The sequence below is a fragment of the Bradyrhizobium sp. HKCCYLRH1034 genome (genome assembly GCF_051168375.1).
Classification (GTDB): Bacteria; Pseudomonadota; Alphaproteobacteria; order Rhizobiales; family Xanthobacteraceae; genus Bradyrhizobium.
In genome coordinates, this window is the sequence record NZ_JBNPUW010000001.1 from 309,378 (window position 1) to 327,022 (window position 17,645).

A 17,645-nucleotide genomic window follows, 5' to 3' on the forward strand; every position below is an offset into this window, starting at 1 on the left:
CCCGGCGTTGCCGGACGGCGCGAGAAAAAACTCCGGAACGATTTTGATGAACGGCTTCGGCGCGCCGTCACGCGATCATTTTGACCGTGGCGCGAGCAGAAGCATGACCGGGACCGCGAATTGCTTGAAGTTGGCCGTGCTGTTCGCCTCGCCAGTCGCGGAGCTGATCAGGCTGGCACTGCCTCTCGCGCCGAACAGCATGCCGCTCACTTGATATTCCTTCTCTCCGCCTGGCGACACTTTCAGGCGCCGTGCATAGAACATGCGCGGCAGCCCGCTGCCCTTGCCGCCCTCGACGCCCAGAATCGTCGTGCTCTGACCCGGCACGCGCTGGTCGAGCAGCTTGACGGTCTGGTCCTGGGAGGCGCGGAATTGCTCGATCGTCATCGTCGTGTTGGGTCCGTAGAGCCGGTAGCTCACCTTCGAGCCAGGGCCGCATTTCGCATCGTCGCACAGGAAGAAGGTCACATCGGTGCCGTTCGGCCGCTGCGGTTTCCAGCCGCCCACGGTGAACGGCAGAGGCGGTGTGGCGACCGACGGCGTCGTCGACGGGGTCTCGGCCCGAGCGGCGCCAACGCCCGTGACGAGCGAGAGCGACACGGACAGGAGAAGCCAGCGCAGGGCGCGCTGAGTGAGAGGCAGCGTCGACATCAAGGCACCGTCGGGATCGAGGAAGTGGCAGGCAGGACGGACGTCAGGGACGATCCGGGAGATGGAGGACGTCCCGCAACCTCGATCACCAATCGGTCGTTTGTGGGTCGGGCCGGGCGAGCGGCCCGACGGAAACGTCACGGGCGCAGCCCGCCGATCAGGCCGCGCGGTCGAGATGGGCGACGAGGCCGGCGAACAGGCCACGGCCGTCGGTGCAGCCCATGATGTCCTCGACGTGATTCTCGGGATGCGGCATCATGCCGAGCACATTCCCGTTCTCGTTGACGATGCCGGCGATGGAATGCGCAGCGCCATTGATGTTGCTGAGGTCGCCGACCTCGCCATCGGCTGAGCAGTAACGATAGAGCACGCGCCCATCGCCATTGAGCCGCTTCAAGGTCTCCTCGTCGGCCGCATAATTGCCCTCGCCGTGAGCGACCGGCACGCGGATGACCTGACCCGCATTGTAGCCGCGGGTGAACGGCGAATCGGAGCGCTCGACCCGCAGATGCACGTCCTTGCAGATGAACTTCAGCTTATCGTTGCGCATCAGCACGCCCGGCAGCAGGCCGGACTCGCACAGGATCTGGAAGCCGTTGCAGACGCCGAGCACCAAGCCGCCCTTGGCGGCGAAATCGCGTACTGCGTCCATCACCGGGGCCCGTGCCGCGATCGCGCCACAGCGCAGATAGTCGCCATAGGAGAAGCCGCCGGGCACCACGACGAGGTCGGTGCCCTTCGGCAGCGACGTCTCGGCGTGCCAGACCATCGCAGGCTCATGGCCGGAGATCATGCGCAGCGCGCGGGCCATGTCGCGTTCGCGGTTGATGCCGGGGAAGACGAGGACGGCGGATTTCATGATGCTACGTGTTTGCTCGATAATGATCCCCTCGCAGCGTCGCGAGAGTGTGTGAGTCCGACGAGAGCTCTCTGTTCAACGCTCGCGCACCAGCAAGCAGCTCATCGACAGAATGTTCGACACGGACCTGATCACGCGGGATTTCCAGCAGAAGCTCGTAGATCTCGCGGTCGATCACGGCCATTCCCTACCCCAGCAACTCCACCCGGTAATTCTCGATCACCGTATTCGCCAGCAGCTTGTCGGCGGCCGCCTTCAGGGCGGCCTCCGCCTTGGCCTTGTCGGCACCGGCGAGCTCGATGTCGAACACCTTGCCCTGCCGCACGCTGGCGACGCCGTCGACGCCGAGCGATTTCAGGGCGCCCTCGATCGCCTTGCCCTGCGGATCGAGGATGCCGGCTTTCAGCGTCACCGTGACACGCGCTTTCACGTCTTGTTCCCTTTTAGCTCTTGACCAGGACCGGGCCGGAGCCCGCCGGGCGCTCGTTCTCGATGAGGATGCCGAGCCGCTTGGCGACCTCGGTATAGGCCTCCAGAAGGCCGCCAAGATCACGACGGAAGCGGTCCTTGTCGAGCTTCTCGTTCGACTTGATGTCCCACAGCCGGCAGGAATCGGGGGAAATCTCGTCGGCGACGATGATGCGCATCATCTCGTTCTCGAACAGCCGGCCGCATTCCATCTTGAAGTCGACCAGGCGGATGCCGATGCCGAGGAAAAGCCCGGTCAGGAAGTCGTTGACGCGAATGGCAAGCGCCATGATGTCGTCGATTTCCTGGGGCGTCGCCCAGCCGAACGCGGTGATGTGCTCCTCCGACACCATGGGGTCGTTGAGCTGGTCGTTCTTGTAATAGAATTCGATGATCGAACGCGGCAGCTGGGTGCCTTCCTCGATGCCGAGGCGCTGCGACAGCGAGCCCGCCGCCACATTGCGGACGACGACCTCGAGCGGCACGATCTCGACCTCGCGAATCAACTGCTCGCGCATGTTGAGCCGGCGGATGAAGTGAGTCGGAACCCCGATGTCGTTGAGGTGCTGAAACAGGTACTCCGAGATCCGGTTGTTGAGGACGCCCTTGCCTTCAATCACCTGGTGCTTCTTGGCATTGAAGGCGGTGGCGTCGTCCTTGAAGTGCTGGATCAGGGTGCCCGGCTCGGGGCCTTCATACAGGACCTTGGCCTTGCCTTCATAAATGCGACGCCGACGGCTCATTGGGATGTACCGTGTTTTGTTGAAATCCATGAAATGGTGGGCTCCGGATGACTTTGGACAGGACCACGACGGAGCTGCCGCGAGGGCCCGGACGGACGGAAACAGAACGAGAACCGGGCCTGTGGGAAACCTATCTCATTGGTGTCCCGAGCACAATCGATCCGGGCCTCGGGAGCGGAGTTTTACCGCCCTTCCCTGCGGCCTCGTACCCGTTGTATTGGCAAGATGTTCCAATTATTTAGGCGTGCGGCCACCGCCCCGCAACCGCCTGCGCGGTTAACCCTCTTCGGCAACACTGGAAGTTCCGACCATGACCACGTTCGACAAGCGCGAGGACGCCTTCGAGAAGCAATTCGCCCATGACGAGGAATTGAAGTTCAAGGCAGAAGCCCGCCGCAACAAGCTGCTCGGCCTGTGGGCAGCCGAAAAGCTCGGCAAGTCCGGCGCTGACGCCGACGCCTACGCCAAGGAGGTCGTCGCGGCCGATTTCGAGGAAGCGGGCGATGCCGACGTGCTGCGCAAGGTGCTGGGAGACCTCACCGCCAAGGGCGCGGCCGTCACCGAGGCCGACGTGCGCGCGAAGATGAGCGAGCTGCTGGTGACCGCCGTGGCGCAGGTCAAGGCGGGACAGTGAGAAGAAGCGAATAGCGAGTGGGCGAATAGCGAATAGGGAGTGGCGGGCAGCGATGTCCTTCCCGTATTCGCTACTCCCTATTCGCTACTCGGCTGCTTTGACGTACACCCACGCCCGCGTGCCGGAGCGCAACACAACATCGATGCGCTTGTAATCGGCGACTTCGTACTGGTCGGCTGCACGCAATTCATCTGACGTGATTTCAAACACAGTCCCGTCGACAGCGTCGTCAGGATCGTGGCTCGGCACGACGATAGGGTGAAACCGCTCACCACTGCTAGCGAGCACGTCCGGATCCGTGATCTCGATGAAGCTCTTTCTGAAGCCCGGCATCGAATCCGGACGACCGACAAGCCGTCGACCGAAAGATTTCAGTTGGACGCTTTCGAGCTGAAGCGTGCCATAAGAAAATAGGAAGTTGGTCTCCATGACGCTCACGCCGAGTCTCCGCCGATATGGGCCCATCACGGCTTGAGATATCCGAGACGAGAGTGAATGGCGAGTAGCGAATAGCTGAGATCCCTATTCGCTACTCCCTATTCACGACTCGCCCCTCCCCTATTCCTCCTTGAAGCCGTATTCCGGCACGTTGCCGCTGGCGCCGTAATATTTGTAAGGCAGGAACTTGCCCGACATCGTGATCTTGACGCGGTCTCCCTTGGCATTGGGCAGGCGCTCCATCACCATGTCGAAATCGATCGCCGACATGATGCCGTCGCCGAATTCCTCCTGGATCAGCTCCTTCCACGCCGGGCCGTTGATCATCACGAGTTCGTAGAAGCGGTAGATCAAGGGATCGGTCGGGGGCATCTGCACGCCCTCGCCGCGCATCGGCGTCTCGTTCAGCATCGCGATCTCGGATTTGGACAGGCCGAACAGCTCGCCGGCGTTCGCCGCCTGCGGCTTGGTCAGCTTCATCTGGCCGAGAACGGCGCCGACGATCAGCACCTCGGAATAGCCGCCGATCTGTTCGCAGATGTACTTCCAGCTCCATCCTTTCTCGCGCTTGATATCGAGCAGCTTCTCGGTGAGGTCGGATCGCTTCATGCTTGGTCTCCCTTGAAAGTCTTCGTTGATGGGTTTCTTCCGGCTGGGCGTCAGCGGGCGATCGCCTGCGGCGCGTCGTTCTCGACCGGGTTGGACGCGACGATCGTCGGCTCGCTGCGCCCGATCTTCACCACCGGCACCTTGCGCGGGTCGTAATCGGGCGTCTCGGCGGTGAAGGTCTTGCTGCGGCTGACCAGGAAGTCGATGATGTGGTTGCGCAGCGCGTAGTACAGCGGATGGCGATGCAGGTCGCCGCGCAGCCGGTCCTTCGGCAGCGGGTTCTCGACGATCTCCGCGAGCACCGCGCCGGGTCCGTTGGTCATCAGCACGATCTTGTCGGCGAGATAGATCGCTTCGTCCACGTCGTGGGTGATCATGAACACGGTCTGCCCGGTCTCGACGCAGATGCGGCGGACCTCGTCCTGCAGGGTGCCGCGCGTCAGCGCATCGAGCGCGGAGAACGGCTCGTCCATCAGCATGATCTTCGGCGTGATCGAGAGCGCGCGGGCAATCCCGACGCGCTGCTTCATGCCGCCGGACAGCTCCGACGGCCGCTTGTGCTCGGAGCCGGACAGGCCGACGAGCTCGATGTATTTCAGCGCATGCGCCTTGACCTTGGCGCGGTCCCATTTGCGCCATTTCGACGAGACGGCATAGGCGACGTTGCCGAGCACCGTTCGCCACGGCAGCAGCGCATGGCTCTGGAAGATGACCGCGCGGTCGAGACTCGGACCTTCGATGGCCTGGCCGTCGACGATGACGGCGCCTTCGCTCGGCACGTCGAGGCCGGCAAGAACATTCAGCACCGTGGTCTTGCCGCAGCCGGAATGCCCGATCACGCAGACGAACTCGCCGCGCGCCATCGCGAGCCAGAGATTCTCGAAGATCGTCGTGCTGCGCGCCCCATCATAGCGCTTGGCGATCCCTTCGATGGAGATGAACTTGTCGGTCATAGGAAGGTCTTTCCGTTCCCTCCCCCCTTGTGGGGGAGGGTCAGGGAGGGGGGTCCCCCACGAAGACTCGCGCGTGGGGCACCCCCACCCCTAACCCCTCCCCGCAAGGGGGAGGGGAACGGAGTTGCGCACCTTGCAGCCGTTCGCCTGATCATGCCCTACTCCGGAAACGTCACGAGCCGCGACACGCGGGCCAGGATCTGATCCAGCACCATGCCGACCAGGCCGATCAGCAGGATCGCGATGATCACGTTGGTGATCGAGAGGTTGTTCCACTCGTTCCAGACGAAGTAGCCGATGCCGGTGCCCCCGACGAGCATCTCGGCGGCGACGATGACGAGCCAGGCGATGCCGATCGAGATCCGCATGCCGGTGAGGATCGTCGGCGCCGCAGCCGGCAGGATGACCGTGAAGGCCCGGCGGAAATTCCCGACCTCGAGCGTGCGGGCGACGTTGATCCATTCCTTGCGCACGCTGGCGACGCCGAAGGCGGTGTTGATGAGCATCGGCCACACCGAGCAGATGAAGATCACGAAGATCGCCGACAGGCTGGAATCCTTGATGGTGTAGAGCGCGAGCGGCATCCAGGCGAGCGGCGAGATGGGCTTGAGAATCTGGATGAACGGATCGAGCGCCTTGCTCATCAAGGGCGACATGCCGATCAGGAAGCCGAGCGGGATCGCGACCGCGACTGCGATCAAATAGCCGAGCATGACCCGCCCGAGCGAGAAGGCGAGCTGGATGCCGAGCCCCTTGTCGTTCGGACCATTGTCGTAGAACGGCCGCCGCAGATGCTCCCACAGCTTGGCACCGACATCGAGCGGCCCGGGCATCGCCGACTTGCCCTGCGTGGCCGTCATGCCCATCAGCTTGGCGTATTCCGGGCTCATGTTGGCCGCGGCGCCCGTGCTGCGCGTCGCGATATGCCAGGCGCCGAGGAACACGGCCAGCAGCACGATGGAAACCACGGCGGCGCGGAGGCGAAGAGAGGCGGTCATGCCGGCGCTCCACTCACGGTGTCGTCCCTGCGAACGCAGGGACCCATAACCACCGTCCAGACTTGGTAAAAAAGATCGTCGTCGCCATTCCTGCCACAAGCGAGTTCACGGCGTATGGGTCCCCGCGTTCGCGGGGACGACACCGATGATTTGATCGGCAGCGTCGTGTCCATCGCGATTGTCGCGGCCAGCAGCGCCGCGCCCATTCCCCCCATCACGACGCCTTCTTGATCTTGAAGCTGGCGACGTAGTCGTCCGGCTTGGTCGGATCGAACGGCTTGCCCATCACCGAGAACGATTTGTAGGAGTCCTTCGGCGGCGTCAGGCCCATGTCGGTCATGACCTTGCGGGTGTCGGTGGCGAGATAGATCTGCTCCGCGACCGCCTTGTAGTCGACGTCGCCCTTGATCTGGCCCCAGCGCTTCATCTGCGTCAGCATCCACACCGCGAAGGACTGCCACGGGAACGGATCGAAATCGACGCGCTTCGGATCGGTCTTCACGCTGCCGAGGCCATCGGCGTAGGTGCCGGTCAAGACCTGCTCCATCACGGTCACCGGCGCGTTGATGTAGTTCGCCGGAGCGATCGCCTCCGCGATCTGCTTGCGGTTCTCAGCCTTCGACGCGTACGCGGTGGCATCGACGATGGCGCGGGTGAGAGCGGCAAAGCTGTTCGGCGCCGTGGTGATGAACTCGCGGCTCGCCGCGAAGCTGCAGCAGGGGTGACCGTCCCAGATCTCCTTCGACAGGATGTGCAGGAAGCCGACGCCGTCAAAGATCGCGCGCTGGCAGATGTTGTCGGGCGCGAGGAAGCCGTCGATGTTGTCGGCGCGCAGGTTCGCGACCATCTCCGGCGGCGGCACCGAGCGCAGCTGCACGTCGGTGTCGGGATCGATGCCGTGCTCGGCGAGATAATAGCGCAGGAGATAGTTGTGCATCGAATAGTCGAACGGAATGGCGAGCTTCATGCCCTTCCAGTCCTTCGGATTGCGCTTGTCCTTGTGCTTCATCGCAAGCGTAATGCCCTGCCCGTTGATGTTCTCGATCGCGGGCACGGTGAACGGGATCGGCTGCGCACCGAGGCCGAGCGAGATCACGATCGGCATCGGCGCCAGCATGTGCGAGGCGTCGTATTCCTTGTTGATGGTCTTGTCGCGGATGACGGCCCAGCCGGCGGTCTTGACGACCTCGACGTTCAGCCCGGCCTTGGCATAGAAGCCGAGCGGCGCCGCCATGATGATCGGGGTCGCGCAGGTGATCGGGATGAAGCCGACCTTGAGATCCTTCTTCTCGGGCGCGCCCGCTTCGGCGAACGCCTCGGTCGCGGTCTTCAGCGGGAAGAACTGGGACACTGCGGCGAGCGCGGTGGCGGCGCCGACCGACTTCAGAAACGCGCGGCGGGTGGCAGCTTGCGGAAACACCGCGCGCAGCACGGCTGACGCGACCACGTTCTCGTAGCGCTTCTCGGTGGAGTCCGCCACGGGCTCGCAGCGCAGCGCCAGCGCGGCGTGCTCATGTTCGGCCGGGCTGCGATGCTGGCCGCAGATACAACCGGCATTCACGCGTGAATCGGCATCGAACGGATCATCGAAAATCGACATGTGCTGCGCCCCTTTGTCACACCTGCGCTGTCAGCGCCTTCGAACTGCTCGTCCGGCCGCATTTTTCAGCGGCCGGACGTGCTTAACATGCAGCTTCTATGCCGCCTTGCTGGTCATCGCCGGCATCGGAAGTCCTTCCTCGATCGGCAGCGACGGGTCGCGCGACCACTCGTTCCACGAGCCGAAGTACATCCGCACATCCTTCACGCCGGCGTTCTTCAGCGCCAGGAAGGTGTTCGAGGCCCGCGCGCCCTTGAAGCAGTAGAGATAAACCGGCGTGTCGACCGTGATGCCGACGGTGGCGCATTCGGCGAGGATCTCGTCCTTCGACTTGAAGCGCGGGCCTTCGGCGGTCGGCTTCATCATGCGGTACCATTCGAGCCAGACGGCGCCGGGGATGCGGCCTTTGCGCGGACAGAAATCCTTGCCGTAGGGCGAGGAGGAATCGCCGATCCACTCATCGACATCGCGGACGTCGAGGATCGCGATAGCGGGATTGCCAACCGCCGCCAGCATCGCCTTGGCGTCGATCAGGATGCTGCCCGCCTCCGGCACGATGGCGAACGAGGCCTTGGCCGGCGACGGCACGTCGGTCGTCACCGGCATGCCGGCGGCCACCCAGGCATCGTAGCCGCCATGCAGCACCTTGACCTTGGGATAGCCGAGCATCGTGAGCAGGAAATAGCCGCGGCACGACTGGCCGAAGCCGGAGTTCATCGACTGTTCGTAGACGACGGCGGTCTCGGCGCCCGAAAGGCCGGCGGCGCCGAACGCGTCCGCAAACTTCGTCTTCAATTCCTCCATGCCTTCCGGTGTGGACGTCGCGAGATAGGTGAATATCTCGTGGACGTTGACGGCGCCGGGAAGATGTCCCGCGGCGTAGGCATCGGGATTGCGGGTGTCGATCACGACACACGGCTCGGTCTTGATGAACTCAGCGAGTTCGCCGGCTGTAATCAGAACGTCCGTCATGGCAGGCCTCTCCTGGTTGGGATTTGTTGGTTTGCCGTTCTCGCCGGCGTCAGCCGTCGGCGAGCATCTTGCGGAGCTGCTTGGTCGCGGGAGTCACGATCGCGACGAAATAGGCCTCGCGCAGGCGACGTTCGGCGCGATTGCCCTTGAGGTAGCCGCGGGCTCCGCAATGGAGCATCGCGGCATGAGCGGCAGCGACGCTGGCCTCGCCGGCACGCAGGCGCAGCGCCACGACCTTGCGCCAATAGGTCTCGTCGGGGTTGAACGGATCGCTGGCGAGTTCTGCCGTCTCCTTCGCGAGTTCATCGGCGAGCGCGCTGAAATCGACCGGCTGCTGCGGCAGATAGCGGTTGACGTGGCCGAGCGGCGCCTCGACCTCCTGCATGATCTTGATGCAGTCCTTGATCAGGCCGAGCGCCATGCCGGCCTGCAACATGATGAATCCGGCACGGATCTTCTTGACGAAGGGACCGGCGGGATCGGCCAGGATCAGTTCGTCCGGCACGAACAGGTCGCGAAACTGGATGCCGTAGGTGCCGGTGCCGTCCATCGCCAGGAACGGCTGGCATGGCTGCAGGGTCACCGCCGGATCGGCACAGTCGGCGATGAACATCACGATCTCGCCGGGCGCGTCCTCACGCTCGAAGATCGTACCGAACATGTGGTCCGGCCCGAGGTTCGAGACCCAGGGCAGCACGCCGCGCACGACGTAGCCGCCCTCGACCTTGCGACCCCTGAGCTTGAGCTTCTCGATGCCGAAGAAGCTCTTCATCGGATTGGACAAGCCGGTGCCACCGAGCAACCGGCCGCTGGCGGCGTCGTCGAGAAGACGGCCGACGAGCGCCTTGTTGGGCGAGTTGGCGATGTACCAGACCAGCGTGTTCTGGCACCACGCCATGAAGGCAGAGGCGCCGCAGACCTCACCGATCGCGCCGATGGTGTCGATCGCGCAGTTGAGATCCGCCGCGCCATTTTCCGGCACGTGGCTGCTCCACGCGCCGACCTTGCCGAAGCGGCGGAGCACGTCGGCCGGGTACACCGTCCCGGCGTCGATGCCAGCGGCCAGCGGCGCGAGTTCCTTGCGCGCGATCGCCGTGACCTGCTCCACGGTCGACGGTATGGGCATGACGCCCGCGCCATCGACCGCCAGATGCTGTCCGAGTGAACCCGAGACTACTGAGTTCATGACGTCCTCCGCTACGCCGACCTCGAGGGCCGCCTCAGATCCCGACCTCGAGATTGACCGGACGCGTGAAGGTGTTGGCGACCGGCGACCACTTCTTGACGTGGTCGATCAGCGCCTTGACCTCCTCCTGCGGAATGCCCTCGCACTCCATGTCGACCTTGACGCGGACGTCGGTGAAGCCGACCGGCTTCTCGCTGACGTCGCCGGTGCCCCAGACTGCGGTGATGTTGAGATCGCCCTCGAGCTCCAGCTCGAGCTTGTTGACGATCCAGCCGCGATGCACCGCATTGGCATGCAGGCCGACGGCCAGGCAGGAGCCGAGCGCGGCGAGCGAGGCTTCCGACGGATTTGGCGCGGTGTCGTCACCGAGCAGCCCCGGCGGCTCGTCGACGATGTAGGGCGCGAGGTTGCGGATGTAGTTGGCGTGACGAAACTTGCCCTCGGCGACGGTCTTGCACTTCAGGGTCTTGATGACCTTGGGGTTGGCCTTGCCGTTGACGATGAGCTGTTCAAGCCCGTTCTTGTCGATGGGTGCGAGGCAGCCCGTCAGCGCCGTCTTCTGAACCACAGCGGTCATCTCATTTCTCTCCCTGGGATGAGGATACCGAACGGTCTGTATCCTGCACGAAGCGTGCCAGAGAGGCCGAAAATCAAAAGCCGGAGTGATCCTCGCGGCTTACGCGATCATCGCGGCAAGTGGCGAGCCGTTGCGTCACCTCCGCTGCCCAAGCGCAGTGCAGAATGCCGCCTTCGGAGATCAAATTGAGCGCAATGCTGCCTCGAGCACATCAGCAGTCTTGCTGAGTCACGCGCACAGCGATTAAGCTTGCGCGCATGGCAAAGTCAGTTGCGGGCAAACAAACCGGCAAGAAGCAGGCGATCGCGAGGACGATCTCGGCCGGCGATGACGAATCCGCGCGCGGCCGCCTGCTCGGCGCCGCCACGCGGCTGTTCTGCAAGAACGGCATCAATGCCACCGGGATCGATGCGATCATCAGCGAGGCCGGCACCGCGAAGACCACACTCTACAAGCTGTTCGGATCGAAGACCGCGCTGGTCACCGCCGTGCTGGAAAGCGAAGGCAAGCAGTGGCGCGAATGGTTCATCGCGGAAATGGAGAGCGGCGGCGGTGACGCCGAGACCAAGCTGGCACGCATCTTTCCGGCGCTGAAGAGCTGGTTCGGCGAGGAGCGCTTCTACGGCTGCCCCTTCATCAATGCGGTCGGCGAGCACGACAAGGACCAGAAGCAGTTTCGCACCATCGCAATGCGCCACAAGAAAGTGGTGCTGGCGCATATCGAGAAGCTCGCCCGTGAGATGGGCGCTGCCGAGCCGGAGAGCTTCTCGCATCAGCTTGCACTGCTGATCGACGGCGCGATCGTGGCGGCGATGGTGTCGCGCAATCCCGAGGTCGCGGACACCGCCGGGCTGGCGGCGAAGGCGCTGATCGAACCGGCGAAGCTGAAGGCGGGCCAGCGCAACAGCAAGGCGGCGGGCCCCCAGCTCGCTGCGGTCTGAGCCGCCCTGCCCCGCGAACCGAGCGACAGAACTAGCGGAAATACTCCGTCACCAGCTTCAGGTCCGCCTGGTCTGCGCCCGCGCCGTTGAGGCTGGCATCGATGACGCGGCGGCAGGCGGCCACCGCAGCCTCATCGCCGAGCTCGTTGGCCGCTTCGAGCACGTGCCAGGCCGCATCGACCGCCGCGCGGTCCGCAGGCGCCTCGCGATGGCCGAGCCGTTGCTCTCTGCGAAGAGGAAGTCCCATACCCTTCATCCGCGATCACCTCCATCCGTCGCTGCAGGTTCAATAGGCCACGGCGCGCGGCGCGGATGCCTTGCCGCCTTTGCCTGGATTCTTGCGGGACTGATAGAATTCGAGCACGCTGCGCGATGTCAGCGACTGGAGCTTGGCATAGTCACGCTCCAGCTCCTGCAACTCGCCGGCCGTGATGCGGTGGTCGCGGGCGCCGAGGAACGCGAGCGCCATCATCGTATCCCAGGTAAAGCCAAGCGCCTTGGCGAGCATCAGCAGCATCTCGCGGTTGCGGTCGAACAAGGCACGCTCGACGACGTCGACCGGCAGTCCCGACAGCAGCGCGAGGCCGATCGTCACCTCCTCGACCTTGTGCGCGGTCGCATAGCCGGCGATGGTGCTCTCGTGCAGATTGCCGAGGCGGTGCTGGATCGTCACGGTCCGCTTGGCGACGAAGTAGTTGCGCGAGCCGGGTCCGAACTTCGACTGCAGGTCGCCGGCGATGTTGGCGACCGAGCTGTTGATCTCGCCGAGCAGTTCGGGGCGCTCGCTGGCCAGCCGCTTGCCGACATCGTCCGAGGCCTTGGCGATGAGTTGCTGGAACAGATGGCGGGGGATGTCGAGCCGGCGGCCGAGATGCTCGGCGAGAATCGAGTCGTTCTCGGCCCGCTTGACCATGTGCAGGAATCCGGCGCCGGAGAACTGGGCGCCCTGATTGCGCGCCACCGCCGTGGCGACGGCACGGTCGCCGCGCGTCGCCAGCACGTCGGTCACGGCCGGGCTCAACGTCTTTCGTTCGGCGATCGCGAGCAGATGGTCCTGGCTCTTGGTGCTGGCGTTCTCGACCAGCGTGGCGTCATCGAGCCGCTCGGATTCGCGCAACACCGGGCCGGCGACCCAGATCTCGTCGTCGAAGGCGAGCTTGCGGATGACGCTGGCCGGCGAATATTCGATCCTGGCGAGGCGATCCGCGAGCTTGGCGCGCGCTTCGATCTCGATCTCGTCGGCGAGCCGGCCGATCACCTCGCCGAAGGTGGCGATCTCCTCCTCGCAGTAGCGCCCCGCGATCAGCAGGTCGGTCGCATGCCACAGCGCGCGCTCGCGGCTGTCCGCGGTCCCCCGCGCAATCGCATCCTCGAGGTCCCGCAACACGGATCTGGTTTCGTTCATGATGAAAGGCCGCACAGTTGCAACGATGAAAGGGCAATGCGCAGACCATACCGTTCGAACCCGAGCGTTCCGTAACCCGCCGCGTGCGGATTTGACCGGGCATTTTCACTCAAATGCGCACGCGCGCGTTAAGCATGCGGCCGGAGAACAGCTCGCTGCGGGATTGCCGTGCCTCTCCGCATGACTTTTACGGCATGATGCGGAGCGCGCGCGCCTCCGCCTCGGCGACCGAGCGTTCGCGCGATGTCAACGGACACTCGGCGAGAGCCCGGTCGATCAGTTGCATGGCGTCGCGCTCACGACTCTGGTCGAGCATCAGCTCGGCGGCGAAGAAGCTCGCCTCGCAACGCCGTGCCCGGCGCGTGACGGGAGCACCGCGGTCGGCCGCCGCAAGCACAGCCTCTGGCGTTTCCTGCCCGAGGAAGAGACGGACGATCGGGGCCGGCCATTTACCCATGTCGAGCCGCTTCGCGTGGTCGGCGAGCTCGCTCCCCAGCCCGGCACGGCGGCGCGCCAGATCCAGCCACAAGGCCGCCTCGGCATTGTGGGGATCGATCTCGCTGAGCCATCTGAAATCGTCCTGCGCCTCCTCCAGGAGACCGGCCTGGAAGCTTGCGATCCCCAGCGCGCGATAGGCCTGCGCGCGGTAGCCGTTGCGACCGAACGCCCGCCCGAAACCCGACCCCGGCTGCGGCTCGCTCTCGCGCAGATCAGGAGCGGCGCGATCGAATGCGGCAAGAAGACCAGCCGAGGACTGCTCGATGACGATCTTGTAGTCGTCGATCGCATGCTCGACGTCTCCCTTGTGGAAGTAGGCGCCGGCGCGTGCGAAACGGGCTTCGATCACCTGCGGCGTCGCCGGCTTGCCGCGCTCGATCACGACAGTGCAGCCGGCGATGCGCTCGTCGGCACCGAGATCGGCCGCCGTCGTGCACCGCTTCGGTGCCGCCGGTTCGGCGCTTGCCGACAAGCCGAAGATCGAGCCGATGATCAACGCACAACACAGAATCGAGCGCCATCGTCGCGTAGCCATGAATGCCCCCTTAGGTCTTGCTCTTGGTGCTGCGATCTAACCAGAACCGATTGGGAGAACCACAATCTGGAATTGCGTTCACAAATCATCGTTCAGCCGGTGTAAACGAGATCGCAGACTCGGGGCCTGCCGGGCGCGGATGAGTTGCGAGGGCCGCGCATGCCACGCGGCAACTCAATCGACGCTTGCGCGTGATGAACGGACGCGCGAAGCCATTGATAGCCGCCACGCGGCTCGCGATGCGACCGTCGGCGACTACTTGGCTGCGGCGATCACCGCCTGCAGCCGCACCAGCTCGGCCTCCAGATTCGCCTCGACATCCGCCGCCTTCACCTCGGTGACGCGGTAGTCGCGGCTTTCCAGCCACGCCCGCCTTGCGCTGCGATCCGCCACCACGCCTTCGCTCTCGTCCGGGCCGACCAGCTCGATCGCGAGGCGGTGGATGAAGGAGACGAAGTCGGGGATGTGGCGGCCGACCGGGGTCTGGCGCTTGAACTGGCCGGCGAAGCGGCGGTCGCGCGACAGCGCGTGCCACAGCGCGCGCTCGGCGTCGGTCGGGTTGCGGCGGAGCAGCCGCGCCAGCCCGCGCAGCGAGCCGCGCGAATCCGGCAGGTTGGCCACCGTGCCCTGCTCGGCGATCAGCGCCCGCAGCCGCGTCGCCTGCTCGCTGTCGAGCACGCCGCCCTTGGCCGGCCCCTTGCGCCCCTCGGCGATCGCCATGACCACGCCGTGCAGGGTGTGGATGTCCTGCCGCGACGGCTCCATGCGGAAGAAGATGTTGCGCAGGTTGACCAGCATGGTCTCGCGCTTCTCGGCGGGCCGCAGGAATTCGACCCGGTCGAGCTCGCGCACCAGGTTCTCGAAGAACGCCTCCATCTGTCCCTGGCTGGCGCGCTCCGAGCGTTCGGGCATGGCGAAGGGCAGCGCGCCCGATGTCACCAGCTTGAACCATTCATAGCCCATCAGCAGCACCGCCTGGGCGAGGTTCAGCGAGGCAAAGCCGGGGTTGACCGGGTAGGTGATGATGCGGTTGGCGCGGGCGACCTCCTCGTTGGTGAGCCCCGCCCGCTCGCGGCCGAACAGGATGCCGGCCCGGCCGCCGCCGGCGATCTGGCCCTGCATCTCGCGGGCGGCCGCCTCTGGTCCCATCACCGGCTTGGCCTGGTCGTGGGCTCGGGCGGTGGTCGCGAACACCAGGTCGAGGTCGGCGATCGCCTCCGGCAGGGTGTCGAACAGCCGGACATGATCGATGATGTGGTCGGCCCCGGCCGCCGCCCGCTGGGCGGCGATGTTCGGCCAGCCGTCGCGCGGGTTGACCAGTCGCAGCTCCGACAACGCAAAATTGCCCATGGCGCGCGCGGCCATGCCGATGTTCTCGCCGAGCTGCGGCTCGACCAGGATCACCACTGGCCCTGCGATCTCCACGCCCGCCTTCGTCTTGTCGGTGCCCGACACGCTCAATCCTCGACTTCCAGATCCGGTTGAAGCGCCGATCGCGCCCTGCCCGCTCGTTGGCCCGGCCGATGAGAATTCTCAAGCAAAATAATCGGCTTACGCCTGAATTTTGCAGTTTGCGCGAAACGGCAGGCCGGCCCGCGGCCTGCCGTTGCCCACCGCATGAGCGGGCTGCGAAAATCAGCACCGGACGCATACCGGGTGCGCTTCCGCCCGCGGTGCAGCAGTGCTATGACGCGCTTGATTTCACAAGCGCTTTCCATTCCTGGCGCGCTGTTCCCAAGAAGGCCCCATCGATCATGGCAAAAATCAAGGTGACCAACCCGGTCGTCGAGCTCGACGGCGACGAGATGACCCGGATCATCTGGCAGTACATCAAGGACAAGCTGATCAACCCCTTCCTTGATATCGACCTGATGTATTTCGACCTGGGGATGGAAAGCCGCGACAAGACCAACGACCAGATCACGATCGATGCGGCCAACGCCATCAAGAAGGTCGGCGTCGGCGTGAAGTGCGCCACCATCACCCCGGACGAGGCCCGGGTGAAGGAGTTCGGCCTCAAGGAGATGTGGAAGTCGCCGAACGGCACCATCCGCAACATCCTCGGCGGCGTCGTGTTCCGCGAGCCGATCATCTGCAAGAACGTGCCGCGCCTCGTTCCCGGCTGGACCAAGCCGATCATCATCGGCCGCCACGCCTATGGCGACCAGTACCGCGCCACCGACTTCAAGTTCCCCGGCAAGGGCGTGCTGACGATGAAGTTCGTCGGCGACGACGGCACCGTGATCGAGAAGGAGGTCTTCAAGGCGCCCGGCGCCGGCGTCGCGATGGAGATGTACAACCTCGACGAGTCGATCTACGACTTCGCCCGCGCCTCGCTCAACATGGGCCTCGCCAAGAACTACTCGGTCTACCTGTCGACCAAGAACACCATCCTGAAGGTCTATGACGGCCGCTTCAAGGACATCTTCCAGGAGGTGTACGAGAAGGAGTTCAAGGACAAGTTCGAGGCCAAGAAGATCACCTATGAGCACCGCCTGATCGACGACATGGTCGCCGCGGCGCTGAAGTGGTCGGGCGGCTATGTCTGGGCCTGCAAGAACTATGACGGCGACGTGCAGTCCGACACCGTGGCGCAGGGCTACGGCTCGCTCGGCCTGATGACCTCGGTGCTGATGACCCCGGACGGCCAGACCGTCGAGGCCGAGGCGGCCCACGGCACGGTGACCCGCCACTTCCGCGAGCACCAGAAGGGCAAGGAGACCTCGACCAACTCGATCGCCTCGATCTTCGCCTGGACCCGCGGCCTGTCGCACCGCGCCAAGCTCGACAACAACGCCGAACTGGCGAAGTTCGCCGCCACGCTGGAGAAGGTCTGCGTCGACACCGTCGAGTCCGGCTACATGACCAAGGACCTCGCGCTCCTGGTCGGCGCCGATCAGCGCTGGCTCTCGACCACCGGCTTCCTCGACAAGATCGCCGAGAACCTAACCAAGGCGATGGCGGCGTAAGTTTCCCCACTTTCGCCTTCTGGTTTCGTCACCTATCAACGGGCCGCGCTACAAGCGTGGCCCGTTTCTGTTTCACTCCTGCTGTCGAGGAACCTGATCATGCGCTTGACCTCATCGCTCGCCCTGCTGTTGCTCGGGGCCCAGATCGGCTCCTCCTACGCTGCAGAGACCACGATTCCCGACGCGCTGATCGCCGCCGGCGAAAAGGCCGTGCTGACGCTGCATGCCGAAGGCGCGCAGGTCTACGACTGCAAGACCGACAAGGACGGCAAGCTCGCCTGGACCTTTCGCGAACCGATCGCCAGTCTGTTCGAGGACGGCAAGACTGTCGGTCGGCACTACGCCGGCCCGAGCTGGGAGCACCAGGACGGCTCGATCGTCGGCGGCCGCGTCCAGGGCACCGCCATCGGGGCCACCGACAACGACATCCCCTGGCTGAAGCTCGCCGTCGTCTCCCACCGCGGCAGCAAGGGCGTGCTGTCGGACGTCACCACCGTGCAGCGGATCAACACGTCGGGCGGCAAGCTGGAGGGCGCCTGCGAGACCGCCGGGCAACTCCGCAGCGTGGCCTATTCCGCGGACTACGTGTTCCTGCAGAAGCAGTAAGGC

21 protein-coding genes are annotated in these 17,645 nt (G+C 64.7%); 4 read left to right on the plus strand and 17 right to left on the minus strand.

The genetic code is table 11. The features are described 5' to 3' along the window. Positions 1 to 75: 75 nt before the first annotated feature. The 5 genes from ACQR0W_RS01435 to purC all read right to left on the minus strand — a co-directional run bounded on the left by ACQR0W_RS01435 (position 76) and on the right by purC (position 2,721). Complete coding sequence (locus tag ACQR0W_RS01435) at positions 76 to 651, minus strand: hypothetical protein (RefSeq protein ID WP_316170686.1); 576 nt, start codon at positions 649 to 651, stop codon at positions 76 to 78. 157 nt (positions 652 to 808) lie between these two features. Further along, positions 809 to 1,510 carry a phosphoribosylformylglycinamidine synthase subunit PurQ gene (gene purQ, locus ACQR0W_RS01440; RefSeq protein WP_315714844.1) on the minus strand — a complete coding sequence of 234 codons (702 nt, stop codon included), beginning with the start codon at positions 1,508 to 1,510 and terminating at the stop codon, positions 809 to 811. A gap of 4 nt (positions 1,511 to 1,514) precedes the next feature. Beyond that, a complete protein-coding gene (locus ACQR0W_RS01445; RefSeq protein WP_315749293.1) occupies positions 1,515 to 1,694 on the minus strand; it encodes a hypothetical protein in 180 nt (59 codons plus the stop codon). A gap of 3 nt (positions 1,695 to 1,697) precedes the next feature. Beyond that, positions 1,698 to 1,940, minus strand: a complete 243-nt coding sequence (gene purS / locus ACQR0W_RS01450; protein ID WP_316170533.1) for a phosphoribosylformylglycinamidine synthase subunit PurS — start codon at positions 1,938 to 1,940, stop codon at positions 1,698 to 1,700. A gap of 13 nt (positions 1,941 to 1,953) precedes the next feature. Further along, on the minus strand, positions 1,954 to 2,721 hold the full coding sequence (gene purC, locus ACQR0W_RS01455) for a phosphoribosylaminoimidazolesuccinocarboxamide synthase (RefSeq protein ID WP_016843454.1): 768 nt from the start codon (positions 2,719 to 2,721) through the stop codon (positions 1,954 to 1,956). A 310-nt stretch (positions 2,722 to 3,031) separates the two neighbouring features. Between purC and ACQR0W_RS01460 the strand changes: the two genes are divergently transcribed. Beyond that, complete coding sequence (locus ACQR0W_RS01460; protein WP_315714845.1) at positions 3,032 to 3,355, plus strand: DUF1476 domain-containing protein; 324 nt, start codon at positions 3,032 to 3,034, stop codon at positions 3,353 to 3,355. Positions 3,356 to 3,439: 84 nt separating this feature from the next. On the opposite strand, the gene ACQR0W_RS01465 is transcribed toward ACQR0W_RS01460, so the two are convergent. The 8 genes from ACQR0W_RS01465 to ACQR0W_RS01500 all read right to left on the minus strand — a co-directional run bounded on the left by ACQR0W_RS01465 (position 3,440) and on the right by ACQR0W_RS01500 (position 10,688). Then, on the minus strand, positions 3,440 to 3,784 hold the full coding sequence (locus ACQR0W_RS01465; RefSeq protein ID WP_315750006.1) for a gamma-glutamylcyclotransferase family protein: 345 nt from the start codon (positions 3,782 to 3,784) through the stop codon (positions 3,440 to 3,442). Between the two features lie 129 nt (positions 3,785 to 3,913). Continuing rightward, positions 3,914 to 4,402 (minus strand): cyanase, encoded by a 489-nt coding sequence (gene cynS, locus ACQR0W_RS01470; RefSeq protein WP_315749292.1) that lies wholly within the window; start codon positions 4,400 to 4,402, stop codon positions 3,914 to 3,916. Positions 4,403 to 4,452: 50 nt separating this feature from the next. Continuing rightward, positions 4,453 to 5,355 (minus strand): ABC transporter ATP-binding protein, encoded by a 903-nt coding sequence (locus ACQR0W_RS01475; protein ID WP_316170534.1) that lies wholly within the window; start codon positions 5,353 to 5,355, stop codon positions 4,453 to 4,455. 158 nt (positions 5,356 to 5,513) lie between these two features. Beyond that, a complete protein-coding gene (gene ntrB, locus ACQR0W_RS01480; RefSeq protein WP_315749290.1) occupies positions 5,514 to 6,353 on the minus strand; it encodes a nitrate ABC transporter permease in 840 nt (279 codons plus the stop codon). Between the two features lie 214 nt (positions 6,354 to 6,567). Continuing rightward, positions 6,568 to 7,953, minus strand: coding sequence for a CmpA/NrtA family ABC transporter substrate-binding protein (locus ACQR0W_RS01485; RefSeq protein ID WP_315826316.1), 1,386 nt, complete (start codon positions 7,951 to 7,953; stop codon positions 6,568 to 6,570). 96 nt (positions 7,954 to 8,049) lie between these two features. After that, positions 8,050 to 8,925 (minus strand): sulfurtransferase, encoded by an 876-nt coding sequence (locus tag ACQR0W_RS01490; RefSeq protein WP_315749287.1) that lies wholly within the window; start codon positions 8,923 to 8,925, stop codon positions 8,050 to 8,052. A 49-nt stretch (positions 8,926 to 8,974) separates the two neighbouring features. Next, on the minus strand, positions 8,975 to 10,111 hold the full coding sequence (locus tag ACQR0W_RS01495; RefSeq protein ID WP_409999220.1) for an acyl-CoA dehydrogenase family protein: 1,137 nt from the start codon (positions 10,109 to 10,111) through the stop codon (positions 8,975 to 8,977). 34 nt (positions 10,112 to 10,145) lie between these two features. Further along, positions 10,146 to 10,688 (minus strand): OsmC family protein, encoded by a 543-nt coding sequence (locus ACQR0W_RS01500; RefSeq protein WP_172113730.1) that lies wholly within the window; start codon positions 10,686 to 10,688, stop codon positions 10,146 to 10,148. 257 nt (positions 10,689 to 10,945) lie between these two features. On the opposite strand from ACQR0W_RS01500, the gene ACQR0W_RS01505 reads away from it, so the two are divergent. Continuing rightward, on the plus strand, positions 10,946 to 11,629 hold the full coding sequence (locus ACQR0W_RS01505) for a TetR/AcrR family transcriptional regulator (protein WP_315714852.1): 684 nt from the start codon (positions 10,946 to 10,948) through the stop codon (positions 11,627 to 11,629). 31 nt (positions 11,630 to 11,660) lie between these two features. Here the strand turns inward: ACQR0W_RS01505 and ACQR0W_RS01510 are convergent, their stop codons facing one another. The 4 genes from ACQR0W_RS01510 to ACQR0W_RS01525 form a co-directional block, all read right to left on the minus strand. Next, positions 11,661 to 11,876 carry a hypothetical protein gene (locus ACQR0W_RS01510; protein ID WP_315714853.1) on the minus strand — a complete coding sequence of 72 codons (216 nt, stop codon included), beginning with the start codon at positions 11,874 to 11,876 and terminating at the stop codon, positions 11,661 to 11,663. 39 nt (positions 11,877 to 11,915) lie between these two features. Continuing rightward, positions 11,916 to 13,034 carry a DUF2336 domain-containing protein gene (locus tag ACQR0W_RS01515; RefSeq protein ID WP_315826317.1) on the minus strand — a complete coding sequence of 373 codons (1,119 nt, stop codon included), beginning with the start codon at positions 13,032 to 13,034 and terminating at the stop codon, positions 11,916 to 11,918. Positions 13,035 to 13,221: 187 nt separating this feature from the next. Further along, a complete protein-coding gene (locus ACQR0W_RS01520; protein ID WP_315749286.1) occupies positions 13,222 to 14,067 on the minus strand; it encodes a hypothetical protein in 846 nt (281 codons plus the stop codon). A 255-nt stretch (positions 14,068 to 14,322) separates the two neighbouring features. Next, positions 14,323 to 15,522 carry a TrmJ/YjtD family RNA methyltransferase gene (locus tag ACQR0W_RS01525; protein WP_315749285.1) on the minus strand — a complete coding sequence of 400 codons (1,200 nt, stop codon included), beginning with the start codon at positions 15,520 to 15,522 and terminating at the stop codon, positions 14,323 to 14,325. Between the two features lie 299 nt (positions 15,523 to 15,821). On the opposite strand from ACQR0W_RS01525, the gene ACQR0W_RS01530 reads away from it, so the two are divergent. Continuing rightward, positions 15,822 to 17,036, plus strand: coding sequence for an NADP-dependent isocitrate dehydrogenase (locus tag ACQR0W_RS01530; protein WP_315714857.1), 1,215 nt, complete (start codon positions 15,822 to 15,824; stop codon positions 17,034 to 17,036). Between the two features lie 99 nt (positions 17,037 to 17,135). After that, positions 17,136 to 17,642: a DUF3455 domain-containing protein gene (locus ACQR0W_RS01535; protein WP_315826318.1), complete on the plus strand. Its 507-nt coding sequence runs from the start codon at positions 17,136 to 17,138 to the stop codon at positions 17,640 to 17,642. The last annotated feature ends 3 nt before the right edge of the window (positions 17,643 to 17,645 follow it).